Below are 25,334 nucleotides of genomic sequence, written 5' to 3'. Positions count from 1 at the left end.
TTATAATACATATACTCCATATCAAAATTAATAACTTTCAAGTAACTGCATGGCTGATGAGCGAGCATTACGACCTATTGAAATTTTGCTAGTTGAAGACTCTCCTAGCGATGCAAATCTCACTATCAAGGGCTTCTTAAATGCCAGAATTGCCAACAACTTGCACTGGGTTGAAGATGGTGAAAGCGCTATGAACTACTTGCTTTCCCAAGGAGAGTTTGCTGATGCTCTACGTCCAGACTTAATCCTTCTTGATCTGAATCTTCCAGGAATGGATGGACGCGAACTGTTAACAGAAATCAAATCAGACCCAAATCTCAAATCGATTCCTGTTGTCGTCATTACTACTTCAAATGATGAGCAAGATATATTACGTTCTTATAATCTTAGTGCTAATTGCTATATCACAAAACCTATTGATGTCTACCAGTTTATTCAAGTTATACAGTTGATAAAAGATTTTTGGCTGATAGCAGTAACACTACCACCAAAGTAATTGAATTGCGAGTTTGATATCCGCTTAAAGACTTATCATTTACAGTGAGGGAAAGACGCGGAGAAATTTTAATGATAAATGATTAGATAACTCCAAAAAATAAACCAAAAAATAAATTATTACGCTTAAATTTGTTCTTGTTGACTGTTGACAGTCAACAAGAACAATGGAATATTTTTTAACTTGAAAGTTCCCTAGCTAAACTTGATACCAGCAACTAAATTTATTTATCAGGATATTAATTTTTAATTCTTCCAATGGGTTTACCTATTTTGGTGCTTGAGGGTTTGGCGTTGGACAAGTTTGATTAGCAAAATCACACTGATAAAGGTGCTGTTCTTGCCAACTCAGGGGAATTTCTATTAAGTCTCGCGTTCCTGTTATACCCTGTCCAATAAATAGCAATAAAGCAATACAATTTAAAATTGTATGGATGATGCGCCAGCGATGGGATTTATCTTGATAAATATCTTGAACAATTGCTAACGAAAAAATCATCAATAGTGCTGCGGTCATCCCAATATAAAAATGTGACCAGTACCACTCGTTGTTACGGCGAAATACTCCATCCTGAAAGCCAAGAATTATTAAACCTGCACCTGTTAAAGTGGCAAAAACTCCTCGCCATAGTCGCTGTTTAGCGCGATAAAGTAATGCTAAAGAAGCGATAACTCCGGCAAATATTAATAGAATAAAACCAACTTGGGCAGGTGTTTGATTCCACAATTGATTTTTGATAATATTTTTGCCAATGGGGTAAGATAATCCTATTAAAGTTACTCCCACAACTGCACTTGTTAACCATTCACCTAATTGCTTGTGTTCTGGCCCCACCACTGGAGGAATTTTACTTTTACTTCCAGCTAAAATTTGTAATCTACGTTGACGTGTTTGCCAAGCAAAATGAACTACTATACCGATGAGTGGAAACACAAAGATAACTGCGATCGCTGGATGTAAAATACCCAAAATATCTGTTATTTGCATAGAACACCTTTTGATGAATTATTGATAGCTGAGAGAGCAAAATTTTAATAAAATTCAGAATCCTTCAATGGCAGCATTTTTTTCAATTGTAGTAGCCATGTCTGTAAAATTGGTTAAATACTATAATTTCATAGTTTTACTATGGAAAAATCCACCTATAAATTTTCAAAAATTATACCATTAATGAAATTAATTTCAGATGAGAATTAGCTTAATATTTATTTTTCTGATTTATAGCTAATTTTCAGCAAACAAATATATGAAAGTTTCCCATGTCTGAGATTGAGAATTGTTAATTCAATTTTGAATTTTGAGTAATTTCCAAACTGAATAATAATTGTCGCTATATACAACCTCTGTTTTAGAGTTGTAAGTAGTTTCTATTTGTTGACGCCAAATATCTGAAGGATTTAGTAAAAAAATCTCGGTGAATATATCAGGAATATTCGGAATACTTTGCTCTTTTAGCAATTTAAACTTTACTTTTGAATCTAAAAGATAGCTGAGGGAAAAGACATTTCCATAATTTATTCCAGAAGCATCACTAATCAAAAGTGGATGATTAGCTTGATTAATAATTTTAGCGACTTGTGGATTACCATAGCTAATAACCTTACTCCACCATGTTTCTGCTTGGGAATTCACCCCATAAGAAACTAGTCCACAAATAATTACTAGTCCCAAGATTATTTGCCAGATTCTTCGAGATACAAAACTCTCGTTCCTTATTTGGACAGCTAATAAATAGATAATAGATAATTGAATGCCTAAATAAGAAGGTAACAAATAACGTTCTGAAAGTGAGCGTATACCGCCAAAAATTAAATCTGGTAGCATTAAGGGTAGGGCAGGAACCAGAATTAATATTACGATAAATAACCAATTTTTATAGTTAGTGTTTCGATAAAGAAAATAAATTGAATATACACTTAAAGTGAAAAAAATTATTGCGATCGGATAACTAAGGGGGTTTTCAAAACCAAAGTTTAAATCGATAAAAATCCGGCTCAACTGTAATGACCAAGATTTAATTAAAGCTTCTAGGGGAAATTGGCTCTTTGTCCATGCGGTTGAACTATTAAATTGCAAAAAGTTAGTTATTACAACTAATATCCAATGGCTGAAGGCTAAAAATCCTGCTATAGATGTTAGCAAATAAGCTTTTACTGTTCGAGTTAATCTAAATCTGGCAGTGATAATTACATAAATTCCATGAGCAACTGCTATAAATCCACTTAACAAAAACGTATAAAGACTAATTGTTAAAGCTACTGCATAAATTCCCCAGTTTAATATGCGTGGTGCTTGCTGTGTTGATTCCAATCTTAATGATCGTAAAAATGACGCATTGGATAATAAAATTGTCACTACCCAGAGAATATATTCTCGTGCTTCTTGGGCGTATACTAGATGAATAGGAGAGATTGCCATAATAGCGATCGCAATCTCTGATACCCATAATTCTGTTCTAAATAATTCTCGGCATAGCCAATAAATACTGGGAAAAATTAACAAGCTAATCAATGCAGATAAACTTCTAATCGCCGTCACCGAATTACCAAAAATTCCCACCCACAACCGAGCGATTATATAATATAGCGGAGGATGCTGTGGATCTTCCACTTCTAAAGACTTAATTGTATTAATTAAGCCTTTTTCCCCATTCAGACTTTGGAATTTAACAAAACTTTCTTTAGTAATTACACGACCAGTAAATATTTGCTCTTTTACTTCATTTGCCGTATATCCAGATATCCGCAATGAAGTAAAAGTTTCATCATGCCAATAGACTTTACCATCAAGGTTAAAAAAACGAAAAAAAATACCCACCATTAACAAAACGGCAATAAGAAACCTTAACTTATTTTGAGCGAGTTTGAGATGTCGCATAACTAAATTTCACAATCAATAATTTTTAACTAATTACTTATACCAATTCTCTATAAACTTGCACTAAATAATTTAATCTCTCTTCTTGCTCTTTACTTGGCGTACTTGGCGTACTTCTCTACGAGACGCTTCTCTACGAGAGGCTTCGCCAACGCGAAGGGGGTAGCCTGCGGCAAGCCGCTGCGCGTCTACGTTTTAAAAATAAAGTGCATCTTCAGGGAGAATTGGTATTACTCTTTCTCTCGGCGGGAGCTAAATAAGATCTTCCCAACCCAATACTGCTTGGGTTTTGCATTTTGAACTCGGAATTTGGTTTGGGGAAAAGGAAAGAAAAAACCTTTACCCTTTACCCCTTAACCGACAAGTATTGCTTACCAACCTATAAGCTAGCAGATAATTTATTATTCATTGGCATATCACGTCGGCGTGAATTACGACGTTTAGTTAATTTCCAAACAGAATAATAATTATCGCCGGAAATAATATTTGTCTTGACGTTATACTTTTGTTCAATTATTTCGCGCCAATTCCCCGAAGGATTGAGTAAAAATATATCAGTAAACTCATTAGGAATTTTGGGAATTTTTTGATTATTTACCAACAAAAACCTTACTTTTGGTTCTAACAGATAACTTAAAGAAAAGACATTTTCATAATTATTATCTAAAGAATTACTAATTAAAAGTGGGCTAGTACTCTGATTAATAATTTGGGCAAATTTAAAATTGCTATCATTGATGCCTTTATTCCACCAAGTTACTGTTTGGCAATTCACCTTAGAAGAAATTAGACCACAAATAATCAACAACCCCATGATTATGTGCCAAATTGTTCGACGTGGAACGCTCCTATTGTATAATTGCGTAGCTACTAAATAAGCAACAGTGAGTTGAATTCCTAAATAAAATGGGATTAAATATGGTTCAGTAAAAGATTGTATACCCCCGGCACTCAAAGCTGGTAGTATTATAGGCAGTGTAGGTACTACAATTAATGTAATAATAAACAACCAGACTTTGTAACTGGTGGTAAAACAAAGAAAATAAATTGCATATCCTACTAAAATTAAAAAAAATGGTGTAATTAAATAGGTTAGAGGATTATCTAATGTTAAATTTATATCAAAAAAAATCCGACTAATCTGCATTAAGAAAAATGGAACTATATCTATCAAATATGACTGTGTTGTTGCTTTTTCTCCCGAAATCAGAAATTTAAAAAAATCACCGATCGCAACTGTCATCCAAGGCATAAAAGCTAAGAAACTTACCAGCGATGCTATCAGATAATTTCTCACAGTTTCAGTAAACTTAAATCTGGCTACGGCAATCACATAAATTCCGTGAGCAAGTGCGACAAATCCACTCCAAAGAAATGTATAAAGGCTAATGGCCAAAGTTATTGCATAAACACCCCAGCTACTAAAAAGATCTGGTGGTTGTTTTGTTAGTTCATCTTTATCTTGTAATTCTAAATGCACTGCTCGCAACAGTGAAGCGCTAGATAGTAAGATAGTGATTAACCAGAGAATATATTCTTGCGCTTCTTGGGCATATACTAAGTGAATTGGAGAGATCGTCATCAGTGCGATCGCTACACCAGGAATCGGTAATGGCACATCAAATAATTCTCGACATAACCGATAAACACAGGGAAAAACTAGCAAGCTAATGAACGCAGATAGACTTCTGATTGCTGTCACAGAATTACCAAAGATTTCTGTCCACAATCTGGCGATTATGTAATACAACGGTGGATGCTGAGAATCTTCTTTTGCCAAAGCCATAATTGTGTCATTTAAGTTTCTTGAAGGATTTGCACCTTGAAATTTCGCCAAACTTTCTTTAGCAATGACACGATTGTTAAAAACTTCCTTTTTGACTTCATTTATGGTAAAGCCAGAAATCCGCAATGATGTATAAGTTTCATCATGAGAGTAAACCTTGCCATCAAGGTTAAAAAAGCGAAACAATACACTCATTGTCAACAAAAAAATAATTAAAATCCGCAACCAACTCGGCGCAAATTTGAGATGGTGCATAAGTTACATTTCCCAAAAAGTTTTCTAAAATAATCCAGTTTACTTGCTTAGATGAGGTATCCAGGGTAGCCCATCGTAGACATTACCGAAACATCAACTGATGTGAGTTCGAGCAAGGTGATTTGACCTCTCTCAAAAACCTCTCATGAATGAAACCTCCGCTCAAACTTTTCCTTCTTCAAACCCCTCCTCTTCCAGGGGAGAGCCTTAAAATCCTCTCGTGGTAGGATACAGCGATAGGTTAGGGGGTCACACCCCTCATTTGGTACATCTCTCATTTTCTTATGAAATAACCTTTGAGATAAGCTAGATTTAACCCTAAAAAATCAATGGTGGCGTGAGGGGTAACATGCCTGAATAACGAGCAGTATCCTACTAAAAGAGGGAGGCTCAAGGCAACGAGGTTTATGAAATTCGCTCTTAAGGGTAAGTACTTGTCAGATATCGCTAACCTAATTGAGAATCCGTTAATTTGCCAGATTGGTAATAAACACCCTCCTCTATTAACTGTGAAAAGAATTGGATAAGGTTGTATCAAATCTTGCAAAACTAACTTCAGTCAACATTCATTTTTTTAGTCGGCGTAGCCACGACTGACTATCGCTAAAACAAAATATAATTTTTAAAAAATTTGATAACCCCATCTAACAAAATCTTTGCTATTAGATATAGTTAAAAAATCAATAGTTTTAAACTGGCGATCGATAGCTGGAAGACTACAGATTTTAGCACCAATATTCAAATAAGCCTGCAAAATTTTCGGAATTTCCACATCACATAAATCCGAACAATTTTGAGGCAACTCTAGACAATATTCGGAATTTGGATAAACTAAAATACTTGGATGCATCAAGTTATTCTGGCAAAAATAATTATAAACGCAACTAGCTTGCCAAGGAGATTGTGTTAGTAATGATGCACAGCCAAAGAAATACTGATTTTTAGTCCAGATGAGATAATTTGCTAGACCTTCCCAGAGTAGCAACAGTGTTTGACCACTGCGGTATTCTTTAGCTATACATGCACGCCCAACTTCTACTGATACTTGAAGTACAGAATCAGGAATTGCATTCAGATTAAATATATCGGCAGCATCAAAGCCTAGTCTTTGAGAAGCCATTTCATAAGTTTGCATTCGATAAGTTCCAATGGTTTTACCCGTCTGTTTACAGATAAGAATTAAATGATGGCAAACCTCATCAAACTTATCTTCATCCCTCTGAGTAAAACTAGAAGTAGATAATCCCAAGCCTAGTTCTAGATTAAAAACTTCAAAACGCAATCGAAAAATTGATTTTAATTCTTCTTCAGTTGAGGCAAGCCGTAGGATATATTTTTTAGTCTGAACGACAGGAAAATCTTGAAGAGAAGGAGGATTCAGTGGGTAATTGATGTTGCGTCCAGGAATTTCCATCTGTCTTCCTACTGATAACATTTTGGATTTTGCGAAAATATCCTACTAGAATTTAAGCATTATGCATTAATGCCTCGAAGTGTCATTGAGACAGTTTTCGATAAAAAATTGCCTAGAGAGCTTTTTTCATTGTGATTAGCAATATAGTGTTTTTATTATGGCCATTAATGCCAGAAAAATCTGGCAATAAGATACAAAATTTTCCTTTGATATAGGGTATAAATGCAAGTAATACTATTTTCAAAAATCTTTGCAAGAGATAAATTGGTTAGGGCAAAAAGCCCCTAGATGAATCTAGGGGCTGGGATAATGTTAATTGTGATGTCTGGGTACGGCGTAGCGTTCGCCATTTATCACAAAAGCGCTCTCAAATACTTTATCAATTACGGTGATTATTGCTGTAACGAACCCTTGTACCTGCCCACAGCAACTTCTCCCGCAGCGTTTGATAATAAGAGTTGTTCTCGCGCAAAATGATAAACTTAGCTCGACAATCCGCTATCCGCACATCAACGCGGTGTCCAGGCCAAATCGAAGTCCCTAACACTCCATCTGTCCACAACTTAGTACTCAAATCGTAATCCCCCAAAGGCCAAATACTGACCACAGAACCAGGGGGTAAAACGAGGGGACGACTAGAAAGACTCATTGCACAAATCGGAGTAACGGTAATCGCCTCCATACCATCGTGCATAATTGGCCCATTAGCAGAAACGGTGTAACCAGTAGAACCTGTGGGAGTGGAAATAATCAACCCGTCTCCAACGTATTGATCGACTACCTCACCATCAATTTCCATTTCCAGAATAGAGGTAATCATGCGGTCAGCGGAAGCTGGTTTGACGCAAAATTCATTCAAAGCCAGGTAACGTTCGCTGACTGCCTGCAAATTAGACCCATGACCCTCATACACCGCAGCTTGTAACATCATCCGCCGTTGGATAGCATAGCGATCCTCAAACAGCCGATCCCAAACTTTCTCCGTATCCTGAAACTCATCCACTGACTCAGTTAAAAACCCCAGATGACCTCCCACATTCACTCCCAGAATTGGGATGCCAGCTGGGGCTAAATGTCTAGCACCAGTCAAAACAGTGCCATCACCGCCAAGTACCAAAGCGAGATCGATTGGTTGGCCTGCTGAAGCCAAAAAGACTGGATAGGGGTTGTCTTTCGGCCCGCTAGGCCCCATCAACACCTGGCACTGGCGATTTTCGAGTTGTTTAGCGCACATTTCTGCCCATTCTTTACTCCGGGCATCCCGCGCTTTATAAGCAATGATTACCTGCTTGAGTTGCACGCACAGTTACCACTTCAGGAGATTAAACTGCTCCATATCGACGGTATCACGGTTGCGATAAATGGCAAGCACGATCGCTAAACCCACCGCCGCCTCGGCTGCGGCCACGGTAATCACAAACACGGTGAAAACCTGACCCTTAATTAATGTTGAGTCGAGGAAGTTGGAAAATGCCATTAAATTGAGATTAACAGCATTGAGCAGCAACTCAATCGACATCAGCACCCGCACAGCGTTACGGCTGGTAATTAAACCGTAGATGCCGATGCAGAATAAAGCCGCTGCTAATAATAAAAAGTACTGGAGTTGCATGAATCTGAGTATTCCTTCTGAAAAAACACCACTTTCTATGAAAACAGAATTCAGGAGTCAGAATTCAGAATTCAGCTTGGGAATTGGAGTTCCACTCCCAGATGAATAACCGTGTTTAAGACGCCCATTAAATTCAAAATTTGGTGCTTCCAAGAGTTATTCTGAATTCTGAATTCTGAATTCTGAATTCTGCATTCTTTACTCCCTTATTTCGCTGCTGCTCGATACCAGTTCTCTGGGGCGTTCTGGCAAAGTCAAAACGGTTTGTGGTAGTTCAGATGGTGTCAGGTCTGGCAAATACTCGCGACGTGCCAAAATAATCGCTCCTACCATTGCCATCAACAGCAAAATCGAAGCTAGTTCAAAGGGTAGTAAAAAGTCACTGAAGAAATGTTCGCCGATTAAAACTATAGAACCTTGAGTACTCGCAGGAGTAGTGGAGTAACCCCAAGGAGTGGCCAGCACCATCGTACTCAAAAGGCCAAACAATCCCAGACTAACTATGCCTGTTAATGCCTTCCGTATCCAAGAGTTGGGAAATGGTGCAAAATTCTGCCGCTTGTTCACCAACATAATGGCAAACAAAATCAGCACGTTAACCGCCCCAACATAAATCAGCACTTGTGCGGCTGCAACAAAATCACCATTTAGCAACAGGTAAAGTCCCGCTATGCTGATAAACACGCCCCCTAGCATAAAGGCAGAATAGACGATGCTAGGCGACAGTACCACGCCAAGGGCTGCCCCAATCATCATCACAGCCAGTACGCCAAGGGATACAATCTGTACTCCTTCCGCTAGATTCACTGTTTTTTGTCCTCAGTCATTAGTCATTGGTCATTAGTCATTGGTCATTAGTCATTGGTCATTAGTCATTTGCTTTGGACAAATCACAAAGGACGAATAACAAATGACAAATGAAATTTATTTTTCGGTTTGTTCCACTAGGTCTTCTGGACGCGCACCTGGACGCGGCGCATCCGCAGGTAGTCCGTGGGGTTCGAGGACGCCTTTGGGTAGGTAAACTAGTTCGCGTAGTGGTGTTACCATTGGGTCATTTGTTACCTTATAGGGCAGACGACCTAACGCTACGTTGTCAAAGTTCAATTCATGGCGATCGTAAGTGGAAAGTTCATACTCTTCTGTCATGGATAGACAGTTAGTGGGGCAAAATTCCACACAATTACCGCAAAAGATACAAACTCCAAAATCAATACTGTAGTGCTTGAGTTTTTTCTTTTTGCTAGCTTTGTCGAATTCCCAATCTACTACAGGCAGATTTATCGGACAAACGCGAACACAAACTTCGCAGGCGATACACTTATCAAACTCAAAGTGAATTCTACCGCGAAACCGTTCCCCAGGAATCAGTTTTTCGTAAGGGTACTGTACGGTAATCGGACGCCGCCGCATGTGGTCGAAGGTAACAGAAAGTCCCTGACCAATGTAACGTGCAGCTTGTACTGTTTCTTTGGCGTAATCACCAACTTGTTTCAGGAACTTTAGCATCGTGTTTCACACTCTCTGTGTTTAAGCTATCAGCGTTATTTGTCTTTTGTCCTTAGTCATTCGTCCTCTCTTACAAAGTTCTGATCGGAGGGAACCTCCGCTCAGACTTTGCGCTTTGTCTTTTGCAAATGACTAATGACTAATGACTAATGACTAACCGCCAAAGGCGAAAGGAAAGGCTAGTTTCAGGGCGGCGGTTAATAGCAGGTTAACCAAACCGACTGGCAACAAAAACTTCCATCCTAAATCTAACAATTGGTCAATCCTTACCCGTGGGACTGTCCAGCGTAACAAAATGGCGACAAACACTAGTAAATAGGCTTTGAACACAGTCATGGTGATACCCAAAGCAGCAGTTACTATCTGCAACACGGGATCGGCTTCACTGATTCCCAGCCAACCAGCTATGAGGTTGAGGGGAATGGGAAAGTCCCAACCGCCCAGGTAGAGAATTGCTACTAGTAGAGAAGAAAGTATTAAGTTAACGTAGGAACCCAGGTAAAACAGACCAAATTTCATGCCTGCGTATTCAGTCTGATAACCTGCTACTAGTTCTTCTTCTGCTTCGGGTAAGTCAAAGGGCAATCTTTCACACTCAGCTAGGGCGGCTATCCAAAAAATCAGGAAACCGACTGGTTGACGCCAAATGTTCCAGCCCAGGATGCCGTAGCCAGATTGTTGATTAACAATGTCGATGGTGCTGAGGCTATTAGACATCATAGCGATCGCTAATACTGCCAGCGCCAATGGAATTTCATAACTAATAGATTGCGCTGCTGCCCGCAAGCCCCCTAAAAGTGAATATTTGTTATTGGATGCGTAGCCAGCCATCAACAAGCCAATGGGCTGAATGCTTGACAAAGCAATCCATAAAAATACACCCATGCCCACATTGCTAATCACGATGTTCTGCCCAAAGGGGACAATCAGGAACGACAGAAACACCGGAATCACAACAATAATTGGGCCGAGGGTAAACAGCCAACGGTCAGATTGAGCTGGCACGATATCTTCTTTAAACACCAGCTTTAGACCATCCGCTACAGGCACCAGTAACCCAAAAGGCCCTTGGTATTCTGGGCCAATTCGTTGCTGTGCGGCGGCGGAAATTTTTCTTTCTAGCCAGGTGGCGACTAATACCCCCACTGTTGCCCCAATCAGCATTAGTACCATTGGCAGTGGCATCCAAATTGCTTTGGCTGTTCCTGCTGGTACACCTAAATCCGTGAGGGATTCAATAAAAGTTCCTTGGAGGTCAATTCCTGAATTCATGTTTCCGCTCTTTAAGACATTAGTCAGAGTTAGTTACAAATATTACTGATCTGATACCTGTAAATTCACTCATTGAGAAATTTTGCCTAGATCAGGTCTGATTGAAGATTTGTTGCCAATTCCCATGTTTAGTATATCGTTGGATGGTTTTACCACCCTGAAGCGAGATAAGAACTTCTACTTATGGTTGGCATTTACATTGGCTATTGAGTGAAGGGGGGAGGGGCAGGGGAGCAGGGGAGAAGTTAGAGTAAGTCTTTCCCGTTGTCCTCTTCCCATGCCCAATGCCCCATGCCCACTTGCCCTGAGCGTTCGCGTAGCGTCTCGTAGAGAAGCCGAAGGGATGCCCCATACGCAATATCGGTTAACGTTGGTCAATGGGGATATAAGAAACTTCGTGATGACCGTTGTAAACTTGGGTGGGACGGAAAATGCGGTTTTCTGCTAGCTGTTCTTTCCAGTGGGCTAGCCAACCGGCAACGCGGGCGATCGCAAATATTGGTGTAAACAAGTCAGTGGGAATTCCCATTTTCCTATACACCAAACCCGAATAAAAGTCAACATTGGGATAAATCCCTTTGCCACCGAGTTTTTCCTCTACGACACGTTCCATTTCTTGGGCAATGTCATAATACTTGTCATACCCAAACTTCTCAAACAACTGTTCGGCCAATTTTTGCAAAATCGTGGCTCGTGGGTCTTTGACTTTATAGACGCGATGTCCAAAACCCATAATCTTAGATTTACGTTGCAGACAGTCCTCGATGTAGGGACGGACATTTTCCACAGAGCCAATCTCTTCTAACATCTGAATTACTTCTTCATTGGCTCCACCATGTAGCGGGCCTCCCAAGGTTCCCACAGCACTAGCAACCACAGCGTAAGGATCGGTCAAGGTGGAAGCTGTCACCCTAGCGCTGAAGGTGGAAGCATTCATTGTATGCTCGACATGTAATATCAAGCAGATATCGAAAATTCTCGCTGCCAAAGGATCCGGTTCTTGCTCATTGAGCATGTATAGGAAATTGGCAGAGTAGTCTAAGTCATCGCGGGGACGCACGGGGTCATTGCCTTTTCGCATCAGTTGGAATGCGGCCACCATTGTGGGAATGGTTGCTATCAAGCGCACCACAGAATCTCGAATGTAGGCTGGATTATGTAAATCCCGGAGCGAATAAAACAACCCTAAAGCCGCAGCAGAGGCTTGTAAGGCATCCATTGGGTGACCGCTTTCGGGAAAGCATTTCATCATGTCGCGAATGCGGTATTTTATTCGCCTGTGGTGACGAACTTCATGTTCAAATGCTTGGAGTTCTTGTTGACTGGGCAGTTCACCCCAGATTAAGAGATAAGCAGTTTCTAGAAATGTACTTTTTTCTGCTAATTCCTCAATCCGGATGCCACGATATTCTAGTATTCCCTTTTGCCCATCAACATAACTGATACTCGATTGGGCGGCGGGAATGCCTTCTAAACCAGGCTTGTATTCGCACACCATCATGGCAACACCATTTACTTTTTGAAATATCCGATCAAGTTAACTTACCAGAAATTTATTGTCGCCATAACAGTAGTCGTTCTAACAACAATCGGAAATGTTGAAAAACTGTTATGACAAGTACCTGGGTGGTGTCAACCAAAACATCTGACTACGACCCAGAGGAGAACCAGTTTCTGGTAGTTTTATCCCAATCATACCTGCTTTTTTCAAGACTAAGCTGCCTTTGATTTCTCCCCACAGCAGAATTTCTGCCCAATTAGTTAAATCAGGTTCATGTCCAACTAAGGCCAGTTGGGTATTTTGGGAATAATTTCTTGGCTCTAACCAATCTACCAACCAACTAGAAATTTCACCTCCAGGGGCTAGATGACTGGATTCCTCTAGCTGGGAACTTAATCCTGTTTCTATCAGGATTTCAGCCGTTTGGCGGGCACGCACTAAGGGGCTGGTGACAATCAAATCAAACTTTAAATCCAATTTGACAAGTTTCTGGGCAACTTTTTCAGTTTTTTGCCTTCCTTCTTTGGTAAGACTGCGCTCCTCATCTTTGATGCCTAAATCTTTATCTTCGGCGATGCCATGACGAAATAGATACAGTTCCATATTTTGAATTTTATTAGCGTACCCTGTGCTGAGTTATTTAGTTACGCTTGTTGTTTATTTATCTATCCTAACCTTAATCATCATTAGCTATTCCTTATCAAGGATGATTGAGTTAGCGATGTGACTTTGACCACTCATTTTCTCGAACACTACGTATCCAAGCAGTGCTATCAGCTAAATCTTGGCGATGTCTACGACGGGCTACGCCTACGCTCCACATCTCAATAAAGTTATCATTAATCAAGTCAAAATCTGGCCATTGAGAACCAGGTTCAACTACTCCATATCTTTGCCGCAAAAAAGCAATATCGCAAAATTTTCTTCTGATAAATCTGTTTCCACCATTGCCTCTCACCGCGCTCTTTGATAAGTAGTATTTATCCATTCTGCATCGTTTAAAAAACGTCTTGTAAGGGCCGCTGTTGACTCTTACCCAAGTCCACTACTTCCTCAATTAGGTGTTTTAAATCCAACGTGTCCCACTGATGCGATTGTAAAAGTGCTGCGGTCTGCTCTACCCAAGCATAAAAATCTTGCTCATAGAGAGTTTTTAACATTTGAAGTTCTGTAGACTTCATGGCGCTCCTTTTTGGTAAAGAAATAGGTAGGCACGAGTTAACTTTATTTGTACTGACTTACTTTAGATTAGGCATCAACTACATTTCCAATTAATTAATAAAAAACAAATTCCCGACTTTTACAAAAAGTCGGGAAGGGATGTTATGTAACGAAACACACTTTGACTGCTACATGAGTTAGGAGTTCTCCCCATCTCCTTCTCCTTCCTCTACTCCGATTGAATCGGGTTATCTTTGGGGTTAACTAACCTCAGTAGTTTTTGCTTAATTTGAGCGTCGAAGACTTCCCATTTCATCTTCGCGTATGCAGAATTTTCGTTACTGCCAGATAAGAAACCCATCGGGATTTCAAAGCCGCCTGCGCTTGTTCTTCCACCACCAAAAAAGCGCCCTGTGCTATCTTGCCCAAAGGCTTCTTTAATGAATTCATCAGGGTCAAGGGTGAGTTTGGTGGTTCTTAAGGAGCCAATGACTATTTCTAACTCTTCGTCTTCATCGTGAACAATACCGTAAACTACGGCGGTATGGACGTTTTCTTCGGTGACGAGAAAATCAGCTGCTTGGGGTATGGCGTCGCGGTCGTCGTAGCGGAGGTAACCGACACCAGCAATGGAAAAGTTATTTTGGACGATGCGATTTTTAAGCGATCGCTCAATCACATCCATCACCCGCTTGGAACGATTCGCCTGTAAAATAGCATTCAGCAGTTGCGCGTCATAAAATCGGCTTAAATATGCAGCTGCCATGAAATCTTCTTCTTGCGCTTGCATCAGGCGATTTGTATCCGAACGTAAGCCATGCATCAAGGCAGTAGCACATTTTACGTGTTGATTGATGCTGCTATCTAATGCTAGTAATCCCGCTTGCAGATATTGAGTAAAAATTGTCGCCGTCGCTCGTACATAAGGACGAACATCGACAAACTCTGAATCAAGTTCACCTTGTAAACTGTGATGGTCAATCAGCGCAACTAATGGAATTCCTGCCTGTTGAACCGCTGATATTAGCTGTGAAGTAGTTCCTTGGTTATCAATTAACACGAAACCTTGATAACATGACAAATCTTTGCTTTTCAAGGTTTGCTGCGTCCAGCGTTGGATAGGTAAATTTGTGAGTCTAACCAAGGCAATATTTTCTTGATGACTCAGAGCGCCAGCATAAATTATTTCACATTTAATATCGTATTGCTGGGCAATTAATTGATAAGTCCAAGCACAAGAAAGAGCGTCTGGGTCAGGAAAATCTTGCAAAATTACTAGTTGGCGATCGTGTCGGTGCGCTAGCAGAGTTTTTTGCAGTTCTTCTGACTTTTGTTGTGTCAAGGAATTACCACGCTGACTAAGAAAGATAGCTCCTTCACTTAGCGATGGTTGTAATGATGGACTTTTAAGTGCAACTTCCACTGGGTCTTTCTCTATTTCAGCTTCCTCTGGGTTTGGCTCTGTGGTCAATGACAAACTCTCAAACTCATTAACGGGAGAATTTAAGTACATAGGGAACTTTTTTTAAAGTGTGAGGCTCAATTAATCCAGAAATACTACAATCAGCGATTTCCTGAATTTAGCCACATTATTTTGATCTTCGCAAAAATATCAAGACATCGCACTATATACCTAAGTATATTTTTTGTCAGTAACAGCGCTCAGCAATCAACTAAATTTTATTAGGACATATTTATATAGGTGCTGGTAGTGCTGGAAAAAAGGAAGTTTTGTATATCTGGCTTTATCTTGGAGCATAAACGTCTTTTATGACCTTTTTTCTTGTCTGTAATTTCAAAGGCAACGATTTTTATTCAAGGTTGATAACCGAACTTTAAAATTTTTCTTACTTAGGGTATACTTTCCATCTAATACTTTAGAGTTAGTTTTTGATATTTAAAATAATCCTATGTTTAATAGTCTCATTATTTTGACTATTGAGCAATTAATAATTATATCTTCAAGCAACAGGGCATGTTTTGTTTTTTGTGTAAAAGAAACTAGAGATTCGGGACTGGGGAATCGGGGGATGGGGGGCACAGGAGCAGAACGGAAAATTCCTAACTCAGCACTCAGCAGTCAACACTCCTTGTTTGGCCATAGCCGATTACTCTAGTAAGGGACTTACAAAAAATAAATTCTCCCAAATTATTTCTAGATTGGTAGGGACGCAAAGCTTTGCGCCTCTGGGTTCACAAAGCCTCCCCCAGAGATGGGATATTTTTTTAAGTGGAAGTCCCTAATCTCAAGGAATGCTAGAAAACTCTGGCAAGTAAGGATTCGTTGACAATATCGTCAGTTCAAAATTTCAATATAGCGGTTGATGCGTAGTCGAAGACACAAAGAGCGTTTCAAGCCTATTGCCTCCCTGCTAAATTTTTCGGGAGCATCCTAGCTATTTGCGATTTTATGCGGTATAGTAAGAAGCTGTTGTCTTTTTTGCTTGGATTCGCTCAAACTGGTATGTTAGGTTCTGCCGAACAATGTCCCTCACAATCAATGGACATAACTAGTTCAACACACAATTTGTCAAAGGCAAATGTGTGCATGTCGGCTTTAGCCTTATTCCAAAACCAAGTACAAAGGCAAAGCTGTGACTATTGCTGTATGGTTTTCGGGCTACTTGGCTATGTCATATCAAAGTCCTATAACATATTTTTGCCACTCTGTGTGCAGTCCACTTTTGAGATGTTTACTGACCTCAAAATAAAGGCTGCTATAAGGTTGGCGAGGAAGATGGCGCAAAGGCATATGAGCTTCGTTGGGAGTGCGACTACCTTTTTTAACATTGCAACGGACACAAGCTGTAACAATGTTCTCCCAGCTATCCCCTCCGCCGCGCGATCGCGGTATTACATGGTCTAAAGTCAATTCGTCTCCTGTGTAACCACAGTATTGACAGGCATGACCGTCACGATGCAATATATTTCGGCGAGTGAGAGGAATTTCTTTATAAGGAACGCGGACATAATGACGCAACCTGATTACGGTTGGCAGCGGGAAATCCGAATACAGGAATTTACCGTTGTGTTCCACGCGTTCTGCTTTGCCCTTGATTAACAGAACCGCAGCGCGACGCCAACTCGTTATATTGAGAGGTTCGTAAGAGGCGTTTAATACTAAAACCTTCCCCATTGATCTGCGTTTAGGGTATTAGTTTTACATATATTAACACAAATATACTCTTCTAGGGAGATGATAAGAAATTATACTTTCGGGAATAATTCGGAAATTAAGTTAAAACTTGGGCATTGGGCATTGGGCATGGGGCAAACAGTGAGTGTGGGAGGTGTGCGAGGATGGGGAAGCATTAATTCTCTTTCCCCCCACACTCCCCACACTTCCCTATCTCCCCCTGCCCCTTTGCCCTTCTACTCCCCATCTCCTGACTCCATCACCAGCATCTTGTATCAATTCCAAGTCAGAGTTAAACTTCCTGTTTAATCTGATATCGCTTCTAGGAGCGTGTATAGATAATTTGGAAGTTGAGCTACGGTGGATAGGAGTCAGTACAAATGTTAAGTCGCAAGGAAATTCCCGGTGTAGTTCCTAATGAGCAGTGCGATACCTACGCGTGGTTTTCGCAACGAGCTTGGGTAGAAATTGATTTAGAGGCGCTGTCGCACAATATACAACAACTAGTGCAGTTTTTATCGCCGGGTACTCAATTGATGGCAGTGGTGAAAGCTGATGCCTATGGACATGGAGCAGTAACGGTGGCTCAAACTGCAATTCAATCGGGAGCTAGTTGGCTGGGAGTTGCTACGGTTCCGGAGGCGATTCAATTGCGAGAAGGCGGGATTCAAGCCCCGATTTTGATTTTAGGGGCGACTCATACACCAGAGCAGATTCATGCCATCGCTCAGTGGAAACTTCAGCCGACACTATGCAGCCCGAAACAAGCACTAGTATTTTCTGATACTCTAGAATCGATGAACTATGGTTCTCCCGTACCCGTACACATCAAATTAGACACGGGAATGTCTAGGTTGGGAACTAATTGGCAGCAAGCTGGTGAATTTGTGCAATTAGTACAGCGTTTACCACATCTTTCTATTGCCAGCATTTATTCTCATTTGGCAACGGCAGACGATCCTGATACTACTGCGATGAAGGAACAGCATAGACGATTTGAGGAAGCGATCGCTCAAATCAAAGCAATGGGAATCCAACCACCTTGCTTGCACTTGGCAAACTCAGCGGCTGCACTTACAGACCGAGCATTACACTACGATATTGTGCGAGTAGGTTTAGCAGTTTACGGACTTTACCCAGCACCGCATTTACAGAATGCCATCGACCTCAAGCCCGTTTTGCAACTTAAGGCACGAGTTACCCAAGTCAAAACAATCGCCCCAGGAACCGCTGTCAGTTACGGGCATAAATTTATTGCCCCGCGCGAACTTCGCCTAGCTGTCGTAGGAATTGGCTATGCTGACGGTGTTCCTCGTAATCTTTCCAACAAAATTCAGGTGTTAATTCGCGGTCAGCGAGTGCCACAAATCGGGACAATTACAATGGATCAGTTAATGCTGGATGTGAGTGCTATACCTAATATCCAAGAAGGAGAAGTAGTCACCTTACTTGGAGAACAGGGAAAAGAAAAAATTTCCGCACACGATTGGGCAGAACAATTAAACACTATTTCTTGGGAAATTCTCTGCGGCTTCAAACATCGTCTGCCTCGTGTTGCGGTTATGTAATTCGGAAGGGGCATTGGGCATGGGGCAAACAGTGAGTGTGGGAGGTGTGGGAGGTGTGGGAGGATGGGGAAGCATTAATTCTCTTTCCCCCCACACTCCCCACACTTCCCTATCTCCCCCTGCCCCTTTGCCCTTCTGCTCCCCATCTCCCCATCTCCCTATTCCCAAAAATAATTTCTTATGGTAAGATAGTGACCTATGCGGATGTGGCGGAATTGGCAGACGCGCTAGATTTAGGTTCTAGTTCCGAAAGGAGTGAAGGTTCAAGTCCTTTCATCCGCATTTTTAATAAATTGCCAAAAAGTGTATGAGCGTTTTGGCTCATGCATCAACTCTATGAGTTAATTCATCTTGACAAGCAAGATTTTTATCTGTGGATAGAGACAACTGCTAAACGACTAAAAGAAGGCTATCGCATCTTTTTGAAAATCAAGCGATCGCAAGATCAGTGTATTGTCTAACATCTTCCGGATGAAAAGCTAAAACAATTTTATCTTTGGGAATTCCTGCGGCTACGAGTTCATTGGCAATACTATATTCAGTTCCATCGCGCTGAATCCAAACTTTTCCATTAATAATTTTAATATGGATAATACAACCATGAACTCGTTCTTATCCTTGCCATCCCAAAGTCATTATTATGTAATTAGTAGCTGTGCGATCGATGATAAGCTTAGTTTCTAATTGACGATTTGAATATGGTATTTTTATATATTCAGTCAGAATCTCTTCAATGAGTTTTTGATATTTTCCTAAGTTATCCATTGTACAATTACCTCTTGCTTGGGGTCAAACACAAGTAAACGTAAGCGGTTCTTTTTTAATAAAATCTTACCAATGGTTTCGGTAAAAATTTCAGTGTAAGTTCTGTGAGGGATAGCAAGATGTAAAATCCTGTCGCTTCCTTGTTCTTCTAAAATATCGTAATAAAGAATAAACTGTCCTAATGCATTTTCTAAATCTGTAACGGGAGATGGGCTGACAAAACTCTTAATTTTAACTGCTATTTTCTGCTGACCTTTTTGTGCAGCTATAAGTTTTTCTGCACCCAAGTCTATATATAAATCCTTTTTTTTGGACAACCAATTCCAAATCAGTAAATTTTTTTAAATATAAAATTTTACTTATATTATTCTGACTCCCTGTATTCTAACTTCTGAATTGTGTTTTATTTTTTTAAGAAAAATCAGTATTATCTCTGTGGTCACAACGGTACTACTTAATTAAAAGTGGCTTTATTTGGTACTTACTTATTTAAAAGTTTGATTTTGCTTAAGTGTAAATACAGTAGTTCAAAGATATTGTTTTAAGAAAATCAGTATTATTCCTGTGGTCAGAATGGGGTTACTCAATGGAAAGTGGCTTCATCTAGTCTTGACATTTCTATGTCTTAGTTTTCAAGAATGTCTATAAATCTCAGTAACAGGAAGTAAATTAATCAAAATTTACGAATTTACTGAGATTTGAGCATTTGAGAATAACGCCGCTTTCGTTGAGTTTCACCACAAATCCTAGAGGACAAATTTGTGTACTTTAAAATACAAATTTTTGAAGCCTTTTACTTAATTTAAATTGTGGAAAAACTCTGCACGAATTTAGCTTACACCTACTGAATTTAGCTGAGTAAAAGCAAAATGAGCACAACTCCTATAGGTAGCTACAGGTTGTTCCAAAAACTACATCCGCTATCTCTGTTGGCACAATTAACTAGTCGGCGTGCTACAGGTTGTTTAAGCGTATTTACTGGGATAGTTTATTGGTCAATTTATCTAGAGGACGGTAAACTTACTTATGCCTCCTATTCAGATAAACTGTTTGAGCGACTTGATAGTCACTTACGGCGCTTGAGTCAGCAAATTCCTGCTCTCAACAGCGCTACTCGCATCCAGATGCGGCTGATGTTTGAGACGAAAAATGAACATCAATCAATACCAAACGCAGATTATCAAGCTATTTGCTGGTTAGTTAATCAAGATTTAATTACTCCTGTGCAAGCAGGAAATCTGATAGACGAATTAGCAAAAGAAGTACTGGAATCATTTCTGTGCTTAAAAGAAGGTAGCTATGAATTTAGTCCGGAGAATTCTTTGGATGAGCTACCAAAGTTCTGTCGCCTAGATTTGCGATTACTTGTGGAACATTGTCAAAAGCAGTTAAGAAATCGGCAAAATATCCAATCATCAATTCCTGCTGGTGTCAGTTCTCAAGTTTTACCAAATTTGCAAATCAAACTTGGACAAAAATCTTCCAGACAAATCAATTTTGAGATTTCTGAGAATAATAATCTAACGACTCAGTTACCTGTTGGCAAAAATACATATACAATTGCTTGCATTGATGATAGTCAAACAGTGTTGAATTCCATTAAGCACTTTTTGGATGAAAACACATTTTCAGTGGTAATGATTAACGATCCAGTCAAAGCTTTAATGCAAATTCTTCGGAGTAAGCCCGATCTGATTTTGCTAGATGTGGAAATGCCTTCTTTAGATGGCTATGAGCTATGTTCTTTGTTAAGGAAACATTCGGCTTTTAAAAATATACCTATCATTATGGTGACTGGCAGAACAGGGTTTATTGATAGAGCAAAGGCGAAAATGGTCAGGTCATCAGGATATTTGACCAAGCCTTTTACCCAGTCAGAATTGCTAAAAATGGTTTTTAAATATCTTGATTAATTGAGAATTCTGAATTCTGACTCATGTTAATTTACTTTTAGGAGATTTATAGTGAGCCTGACTTTACTTGGCACAATTCTAATTGTAGAAGATTCTCCCAGTGAATTGGAATTAATGAGCCATTATCTTAAAGAAAGTGGTTACAACGTAATTAAAACTACTGGTGCAAAAGAAGCTTTAGAAAAAGCTGTGTTAGAAAAACTAGATGTAATTGTTACTGATGTTGTGATGCCAGAAATGAGTGGATTTGAGTTGTGCCGTTCCCTCAGAAGAAATCCAATTACTGCAAAAGTGCCGATTATAATTTGTAGTTCTAAAAATCAAGAAATTGACCGTTTGTGGGCGATGAGACAAGGTGCAGATGCTTATATAACTAAACCTTACACCCGCGAACATCTCTTACGCACTATTAAATCAGTGGTAATTTGAATCAATGACTAGTACAAACATTACACTTTCCCCAAAACCAGCCGAAAAAAATTTAGCAGACGGTTATTTAAAATTTCAGTTAAATCAACAGACTGGTGCCGTTTTATCAATGAAACATACTCAAGAAGCAATTCTTGTGCCTGTTGATTCTGTTACTTCCATGCCTAATATGCCTCCTTGCATATTAGGATTAATGAATTGGCGCAGTCGGATAATTTGGGTAGTTGATTTGCCAAGAATGCTGAATTTAGAGTCTCTGGATTATCGGGTGCGGCAGTATAGTGCGATCGTTATCCGAGTAGAATCACTTTTGTTAGGTTTAGTTGTACAAGAAATCAAAGGTACTATTAGGTTTGTTGCCGATGAAATCCATTCTCCCATAGGACAAGTAGCATCGAGTTTAGTTCCTTATTTATGTGGGTGTGTAGTGCAAGAAAAAGAAATATTACTAGTGTTAGATTCTCAAGCTATTGTGCAGTCCTCTATTCTCCGCAGTGATTAAGTAAAAAGAATTCAGAATTCAGAATTCAGGAGTCAGGAGTTAGAATTCTTTATAAAAAATGATTTTTAGTTTACTTATTCACATATTGAAGGAATAATCTTATGTTTAATAAAACTGGCACAAACAATGGTAGAAGTCCTCAAAATCGAGCATCGCTAATTTCATCTCAAAAAGTAACTGGAAGTGTAGTAATGCTGCCAAGTAAGGTGACTGCTGAAACTGGTAGAAATTCTTCTGGAAATCAAGCTTTTGGCTATTTTACAAGGCTGAATTTAGTTAAGAAAGCGACAATTTTAGCGATCGCCATTGGTACGCTACCAGTATTGGCCATAGGTGCGATCGCTTTTGGCTTTGCCAACAAATCCATTACTAAGCAAATCACCCAGTCTCAACAAGCTCAAGCCACTGGTTTAAGCGATAAAATCAACCGTTTCATGTTGGGACGTTATGGAGATATCCAAGTAATATCTAGTTTGCCATTTTTGACAAATTCTCAACTTAGCAACAGCACAAGTAGCGAACAAAAGCAAGCAGTATTAAATCGTGTTGTTGAAGCTTACAAAGCTTATGATAGTGTCGCCATTTTCGATCGCCTGGGTAACTTAATTGTTCAATCTACAGGCGAAGTTCTGGAAAACCAAAAAGACGAGAGCTATTTTCAAGAGGTTCTACAAAAAGATGCTCCTGTTATTAGTAATCCAGAGGCAGTAACAAGTACTGGTGTAGTAAGTATTTACATAGCAGCACCAATTAAAAATACATATACGGGTCAAACAATTGGCATAGTTAGAGCGCGGATACCCGGTAAATCTTTAGATGAAGTCATCAAAAACTACGCAGCAAATGGACAAAAATATCATTTACTTGATGCTGCGGGAACAATTTTTTTAAGTCCGCAACAACAATTCTTGGGTAAACAAGCAAAGGCAGAATATCGGAGTTTAGCTAAACTGCTAACAGCAAAAAAAGTAGATAGTTTTATTGAAGTTCCCAAAAATTATAAAAAACAACAATTAGTTAGTTACGTTCCATCGACTAAGTTAGATGGCTTGCCAGATTTAAATTGGCAGGTATTGTTATCTACAGACACGGCAATTGTATTTGAACCGCAACGACAATTGTTGTGGATTATAGCCATCGGCACTGGACTGACAGCTTTGATTGTCGCAGCGATCGCATCTTGGTTAGCGAAACTAGCTGCACAGCCAATTCTCAATGCAACTGCGGCATTAACAAAGCTCAATCAAGGTAAATTAAATACCCGTTTGGACACTGGAAGAGAAGATGAATTAGGGGTATTGAGTGCAAACATTAACCAGATGGCCGAACAATTAGAGGTCTTGTCCAAGGAACAAGAACTAGATGTTGAAGGGACGAAATTACTAGCAGATATTACCCTAAAAATTCGCAGAACTCTCAAAACAGAAGATATCTATCAAGCAGCAGTTAAAGAAGTTCATCGAGGGATTAAAACAGACCGGGTAATTGTTTATCGTTTGAATCAAGAGACTAAAGATGGTGTCGTTGTTGCTGAATCATTAAGTGGCAATTGGCCAGAAGCGATGGGAGTGCGAATCGACGATCGCTATTTTTGGGAACACCATATAGAAAATTATCAAGATAACCGAGTGCAAGCAGTTGCCAACATTTATCTAGACCAAAATTTGAAAAATGCCGATAGTTACATTCAACTATTAGACAAATTTGCCGTCAAAGGTTATCTGATTACACCTATTGTTATCCAAGAACAAATTTGCGGCTTATTAATTGCTCATAATTGTCAAACTTCTCGTGTTTGGCAACAGCCAGAAATTAACTTGTTTCAACACATAGCAACTCAAATCGGTTATGCATTAGAAGAAGCGAAGTTACTAGAGGAAATAGAACAAGCTAAAAATGTTGCAGTCAAAGGTTCTGATGAAGAAAGGCAAGAAAAAGAAGCACTGCAACAACAACTTTTAGAACTACTTGATGACATCGAAGGTGCAGCCACAGGCGACTTGACAGTGCGTGCAGACGTGACTGCCGGAGAAATAGGTACTGTTGCCGACTTTTTCAACTCCATTGTGGAAAGTCTGCGTGATATTGTTACCCAAGTCAAACAAGCGGCTACTCAAGTAAATACTGCCATTGGCTCTAATGAAGGAGCCATCCGCCAATTAGCAGAAGAAGCACTCACCCAAGCTGCTCAAATCAACCGCACTCTCGATGCTGTTGACCAAATGACCCAATCTATGCAAGCTGTAGCCGAAAGTGCCGAAAAAGCAGCTTTTGTTGCCAATCATGCTGCTCACAACGCTACTCAGAGTGGGCACGCGATGGATTTGACAGTACAAAACATTTTATCTATGCGAGAAACAGTTGGGGAAACTGCCAAAAAAGTTAAGCGTCTTGGCGAATCTTCACAACAAATTTCTCGCGTGGTTTCGTTAATTAATCAAATCGCCATCCAAACTAACTTGCTTGCCATTAATGCCGGTATTGAAGCAGCCCGCGCGGGTGAAGAAGGTCAGGGTTTTGCTGTAGTTGCAGAAGAAGTCGGGGAACTAGCGATTCGGAGTGCTGCTGCAACCCAGGAAATTGAAGAAATTGTGGAGAATATTCAACGAGAAACTAGCGAAGTAGTGCAGGCGATGGAAATCGGCACTACCCAAGTGGCGGAAGGTACTCGAATTGTAGAGGAGGCCAAGGAAAGTCTAAGTCAGATTTTAGATGTATCGCGTCAAATTGACTTTTTAGTGCAGTCAATTTCCACTGCAACTGCATCTCAAGTAGAAACATCGCAAAGCGTCAGCCAATTGATGAAAGACATCGCTGCCATATCACAACGTACCAGCGATTCTTCTGTGCAAATTTCCCAATCTCTGCAAGAAACTGTGGAGATTTCCCAGCAATTGCAACAGACTGTCGGAACTTTCAAAGTTAGTTAAGTATTAGTCATTAGTCATTGGTCATTTGTCCACAATCTTATTTCTTCCCTTCTTCCTTTGCGCGGCAGTCGCTCATGGGAGAAACCCCCAAGACCGCGCTGCCTTGCCTTTGCGCCTACCCTACGGGAACGCCTAAAAGCGAATGCGTGAGATAACAATAATGTGGTTCATTTACTTTAAAATCCTTGTAATTAACAATAACGAATGA

At 39.9% G+C, this 25,334-nt stretch carries 25 protein-coding genes, 1 tRNA gene and 1 pseudogene; 10 read left to right on the top strand and 17 right to left on the bottom strand.

All coding sequences use genetic code 11. The annotated features are described in order from the left end of the window. Positions 1–49 precede the first annotated feature (49 nt). Complete coding sequence (locus tag H6H03_RS21795; RefSeq protein ID WP_190957159.1) at positions 50–496, top strand: response regulator; 447 nt, start codon at positions 50–52, stop codon at positions 494–496. 267 nt (positions 497–763) lie between these two features. Here H6H03_RS21795 and H6H03_RS21790 read toward each other — a convergent pair whose 3' ends face one another. The 15 genes from H6H03_RS21790 to H6H03_RS21720 all read right to left on the bottom strand — a co-directional run bounded on the left by H6H03_RS21790 (position 764) and on the right by H6H03_RS21720 (position 17,019). Further along, on the bottom strand, positions 764–1,483 hold the full coding sequence (locus tag H6H03_RS21790; RefSeq protein WP_190957158.1) for a DUF4079 domain-containing protein: 720 nt from the start codon (positions 1,481–1,483) through the stop codon (positions 764–766). A gap of 297 nt (positions 1,484–1,780) precedes the next feature. Next, on the bottom strand, positions 1,781–3,373 hold the full coding sequence (locus tag H6H03_RS21785) for a glycosyltransferase family 39 protein (RefSeq protein WP_190957157.1): 1,593 nt from the start codon (positions 3,371–3,373) through the stop codon (positions 1,781–1,783). Between the two features lie 379 nt (positions 3,374–3,752). After that, positions 3,753–5,414, bottom strand: coding sequence for a glycosyltransferase family 39 protein (locus H6H03_RS21780; RefSeq protein ID WP_190957156.1), 1,662 nt, complete (start codon positions 5,412–5,414; stop codon positions 3,753–3,755). 622 nt (positions 5,415–6,036) lie between these two features. Further along, the gene (locus H6H03_RS21775; protein WP_190957230.1) at positions 6,037–6,828 is read right to left on the bottom strand and encodes a GNAT family N-acetyltransferase; all 792 of its coding nucleotides are present in this window, start codon (positions 6,826–6,828) and stop codon (positions 6,037–6,039) included. A gap of 379 nt (positions 6,829–7,207) precedes the next feature. Continuing rightward, the gene (locus H6H03_RS21770) at positions 7,208–8,128 is read right to left on the bottom strand and encodes an NAD(+) kinase (protein ID WP_190957155.1); all 921 of its coding nucleotides are present in this window, start codon (positions 8,126–8,128) and stop codon (positions 7,208–7,210) included. 6 nt (positions 8,129–8,134) lie between these two features. Continuing rightward, complete coding sequence (gene nuoK, locus H6H03_RS21765) at positions 8,135–8,440, bottom strand: NADH-quinone oxidoreductase subunit NuoK (protein ID WP_006199065.1); 306 nt, start codon at positions 8,438–8,440, stop codon at positions 8,135–8,137. A 198-nt stretch (positions 8,441–8,638) separates the two neighbouring features. Further along, positions 8,639–9,247: an NADH-quinone oxidoreductase subunit J gene (locus H6H03_RS21760; protein ID WP_190957154.1), complete on the bottom strand. Its 609-nt coding sequence runs from the start codon at positions 9,245–9,247 to the stop codon at positions 8,639–8,641. Between the two features lie 117 nt (positions 9,248–9,364). Next, positions 9,365–9,949 carry an NAD(P)H-quinone oxidoreductase subunit I gene (gene ndhI / locus H6H03_RS21755; protein ID WP_190957153.1) on the bottom strand — a complete coding sequence of 195 codons (585 nt, stop codon included), beginning with the start codon at positions 9,947–9,949 and terminating at the stop codon, positions 9,365–9,367. Between the two features lie 153 nt (positions 9,950–10,102). Then, positions 10,103–11,221 carry an NADH-quinone oxidoreductase subunit NuoH gene (gene nuoH, locus H6H03_RS21750; RefSeq protein ID WP_190957152.1) on the bottom strand — a complete coding sequence of 373 codons (1,119 nt, stop codon included), beginning with the start codon at positions 11,219–11,221 and terminating at the stop codon, positions 10,103–10,105. Positions 11,222–11,585: 364 nt separating this feature from the next. Then, positions 11,586–12,722 (bottom strand): citrate synthase, encoded by a 1,137-nt coding sequence (locus tag H6H03_RS21745; protein ID WP_190957151.1) that lies wholly within the window; start codon positions 12,720–12,722, stop codon positions 11,586–11,588. A gap of 108 nt (positions 12,723–12,830) precedes the next feature. Continuing rightward, positions 12,831–13,325, bottom strand: coding sequence for a phosphohistidine phosphatase SixA (sixA, locus tag H6H03_RS21740; protein WP_190957150.1), 495 nt, complete (start codon positions 13,323–13,325; stop codon positions 12,831–12,833). Positions 13,326–13,437: 112 nt separating this feature from the next. Next, the gene (locus H6H03_RS21735; RefSeq protein ID WP_190957235.1) at positions 13,438–13,710 is read right to left on the bottom strand and encodes a hypothetical protein; all 273 of its coding nucleotides are present in this window, start codon (positions 13,708–13,710) and stop codon (positions 13,438–13,440) included. 10 nt (positions 13,711–13,720) lie between these two features. Beyond that, positions 13,721–13,903, bottom strand: a complete 183-nt coding sequence (locus H6H03_RS21730) for a DUF29 family protein (protein ID WP_242057983.1) — start codon at positions 13,901–13,903, stop codon at positions 13,721–13,723. A 209-nt stretch (positions 13,904–14,112) separates the two neighbouring features. Beyond that, positions 14,113–15,396 carry a DHH family phosphoesterase gene (locus H6H03_RS21725; protein ID WP_190957149.1) on the bottom strand — a complete coding sequence of 428 codons (1,284 nt, stop codon included), beginning with the start codon at positions 15,394–15,396 and terminating at the stop codon, positions 14,113–14,115. 1,125 nt (positions 15,397–16,521) lie between these two features. After that, positions 16,522–17,019: an HNH endonuclease gene (locus tag H6H03_RS21720; protein WP_190957148.1), complete on the bottom strand. Its 498-nt coding sequence runs from the start codon at positions 17,017–17,019 to the stop codon at positions 16,522–16,524. Between the two features lie 129 nt (positions 17,020–17,148). Between H6H03_RS21720 and H6H03_RS21715 the strand changes: the two genes are divergently transcribed. The 5 genes from H6H03_RS21715 (at position 17,149) to H6H03_RS21695 (ending at position 19,048) form a co-directional block, all read left to right on the top strand. Beyond that, entirely contained in the window at positions 17,149–17,328 is a 180-nt protein-coding gene (locus H6H03_RS21715) for a hypothetical protein (RefSeq protein ID WP_190957147.1), read from the top strand. Between the two features lie 71 nt (positions 17,329–17,399). Continuing rightward, on the top strand, positions 17,400–18,587 hold the full coding sequence (gene alr, locus H6H03_RS21710) for an alanine racemase (RefSeq protein ID WP_190957146.1): 1,188 nt from the start codon (positions 17,400–17,402) through the stop codon (positions 18,585–18,587). 19 nt (positions 18,588–18,606) lie between these two features. Then, positions 18,607–18,774, top strand: a complete 168-nt coding sequence (locus tag H6H03_RS21705) for a hypothetical protein (RefSeq protein ID WP_190957145.1) — start codon at positions 18,607–18,609, stop codon at positions 18,772–18,774. A 13-nt stretch (positions 18,775–18,787) separates the two neighbouring features. After that, positions 18,788–18,869: transfer RNA gene (locus H6H03_RS21700), tRNA-Leu, on the top strand. A 41-nt stretch (positions 18,870–18,910) separates the two neighbouring features. Next, the gene (locus H6H03_RS21695) at positions 18,911–19,048 is read left to right on the top strand and encodes a hypothetical protein (RefSeq protein ID WP_190957234.1); all 138 of its coding nucleotides are present in this window, start codon (positions 18,911–18,913) and stop codon (positions 19,046–19,048) included. Here H6H03_RS21695 and H6H03_RS21690 read toward each other — a convergent pair. Together H6H03_RS21690 and H6H03_RS21685 are read right to left on the bottom strand one after the other, a co-directional pair. Next, positions 19,017–19,352: pseudogene (locus H6H03_RS21690) on the bottom strand (element excision factor XisI family protein). The gene H6H03_RS21695 and the pseudogene H6H03_RS21690 overlap by 32 nt on opposite strands. Continuing rightward, the gene (locus H6H03_RS21685; RefSeq protein WP_199339034.1) at positions 19,340–19,669 is read right to left on the bottom strand and encodes an element excision factor XisH family protein; all 330 of its coding nucleotides are present in this window, start codon (positions 19,667–19,669) and stop codon (positions 19,340–19,342) included. The pseudogene H6H03_RS21690 and the gene H6H03_RS21685 overlap by 13 nt, the downstream one beginning before the upstream one ends. Positions 19,670–20,221: 552 nt before the next feature. On the opposite strand from H6H03_RS21685, the gene H6H03_RS21680 reads away from it, so the two are divergent. From H6H03_RS21680 to H6H03_RS21665, 4 genes are all read left to right on the top strand, one after another. Then, positions 20,222–21,265, top strand: coding sequence for a response regulator (locus H6H03_RS21680; protein WP_190957144.1), 1,044 nt, complete (start codon positions 20,222–20,224; stop codon positions 21,263–21,265). Between the two features lie 51 nt (positions 21,266–21,316). Next, positions 21,317–21,694 carry a response regulator gene (locus H6H03_RS21675; protein ID WP_073644136.1) on the top strand — a complete coding sequence of 126 codons (378 nt, stop codon included), beginning with the start codon at positions 21,317–21,319 and terminating at the stop codon, positions 21,692–21,694. 4 nt (positions 21,695–21,698) lie between these two features. Continuing rightward, positions 21,699–22,196 (top strand): chemotaxis protein CheW, encoded by a 498-nt coding sequence (locus H6H03_RS21670; RefSeq protein WP_190957143.1) that lies wholly within the window; start codon positions 21,699–21,701, stop codon positions 22,194–22,196. Positions 22,197–22,297: 101 nt separating this feature from the next. Next, on the top strand, positions 22,298–25,126 hold the full coding sequence (locus H6H03_RS21665) for a methyl-accepting chemotaxis protein (protein ID WP_190957142.1): 2,829 nt from the start codon (positions 22,298–22,300) through the stop codon (positions 25,124–25,126). Positions 25,127–25,334: the final 208 nt, after the last annotated feature.

This window comes from Nostoc paludosum FACHB-159 (assembly GCF_014698835.1).
GTDB lineage: Bacteria > Cyanobacteriota > Cyanobacteriia > Cyanobacteriales > Nostocaceae > Nostoc > Nostoc paludosum.
Note: the sequence above shows the minus strand (reverse complement) of the source record. Positions and strands in the feature narration are given on the sequence as shown.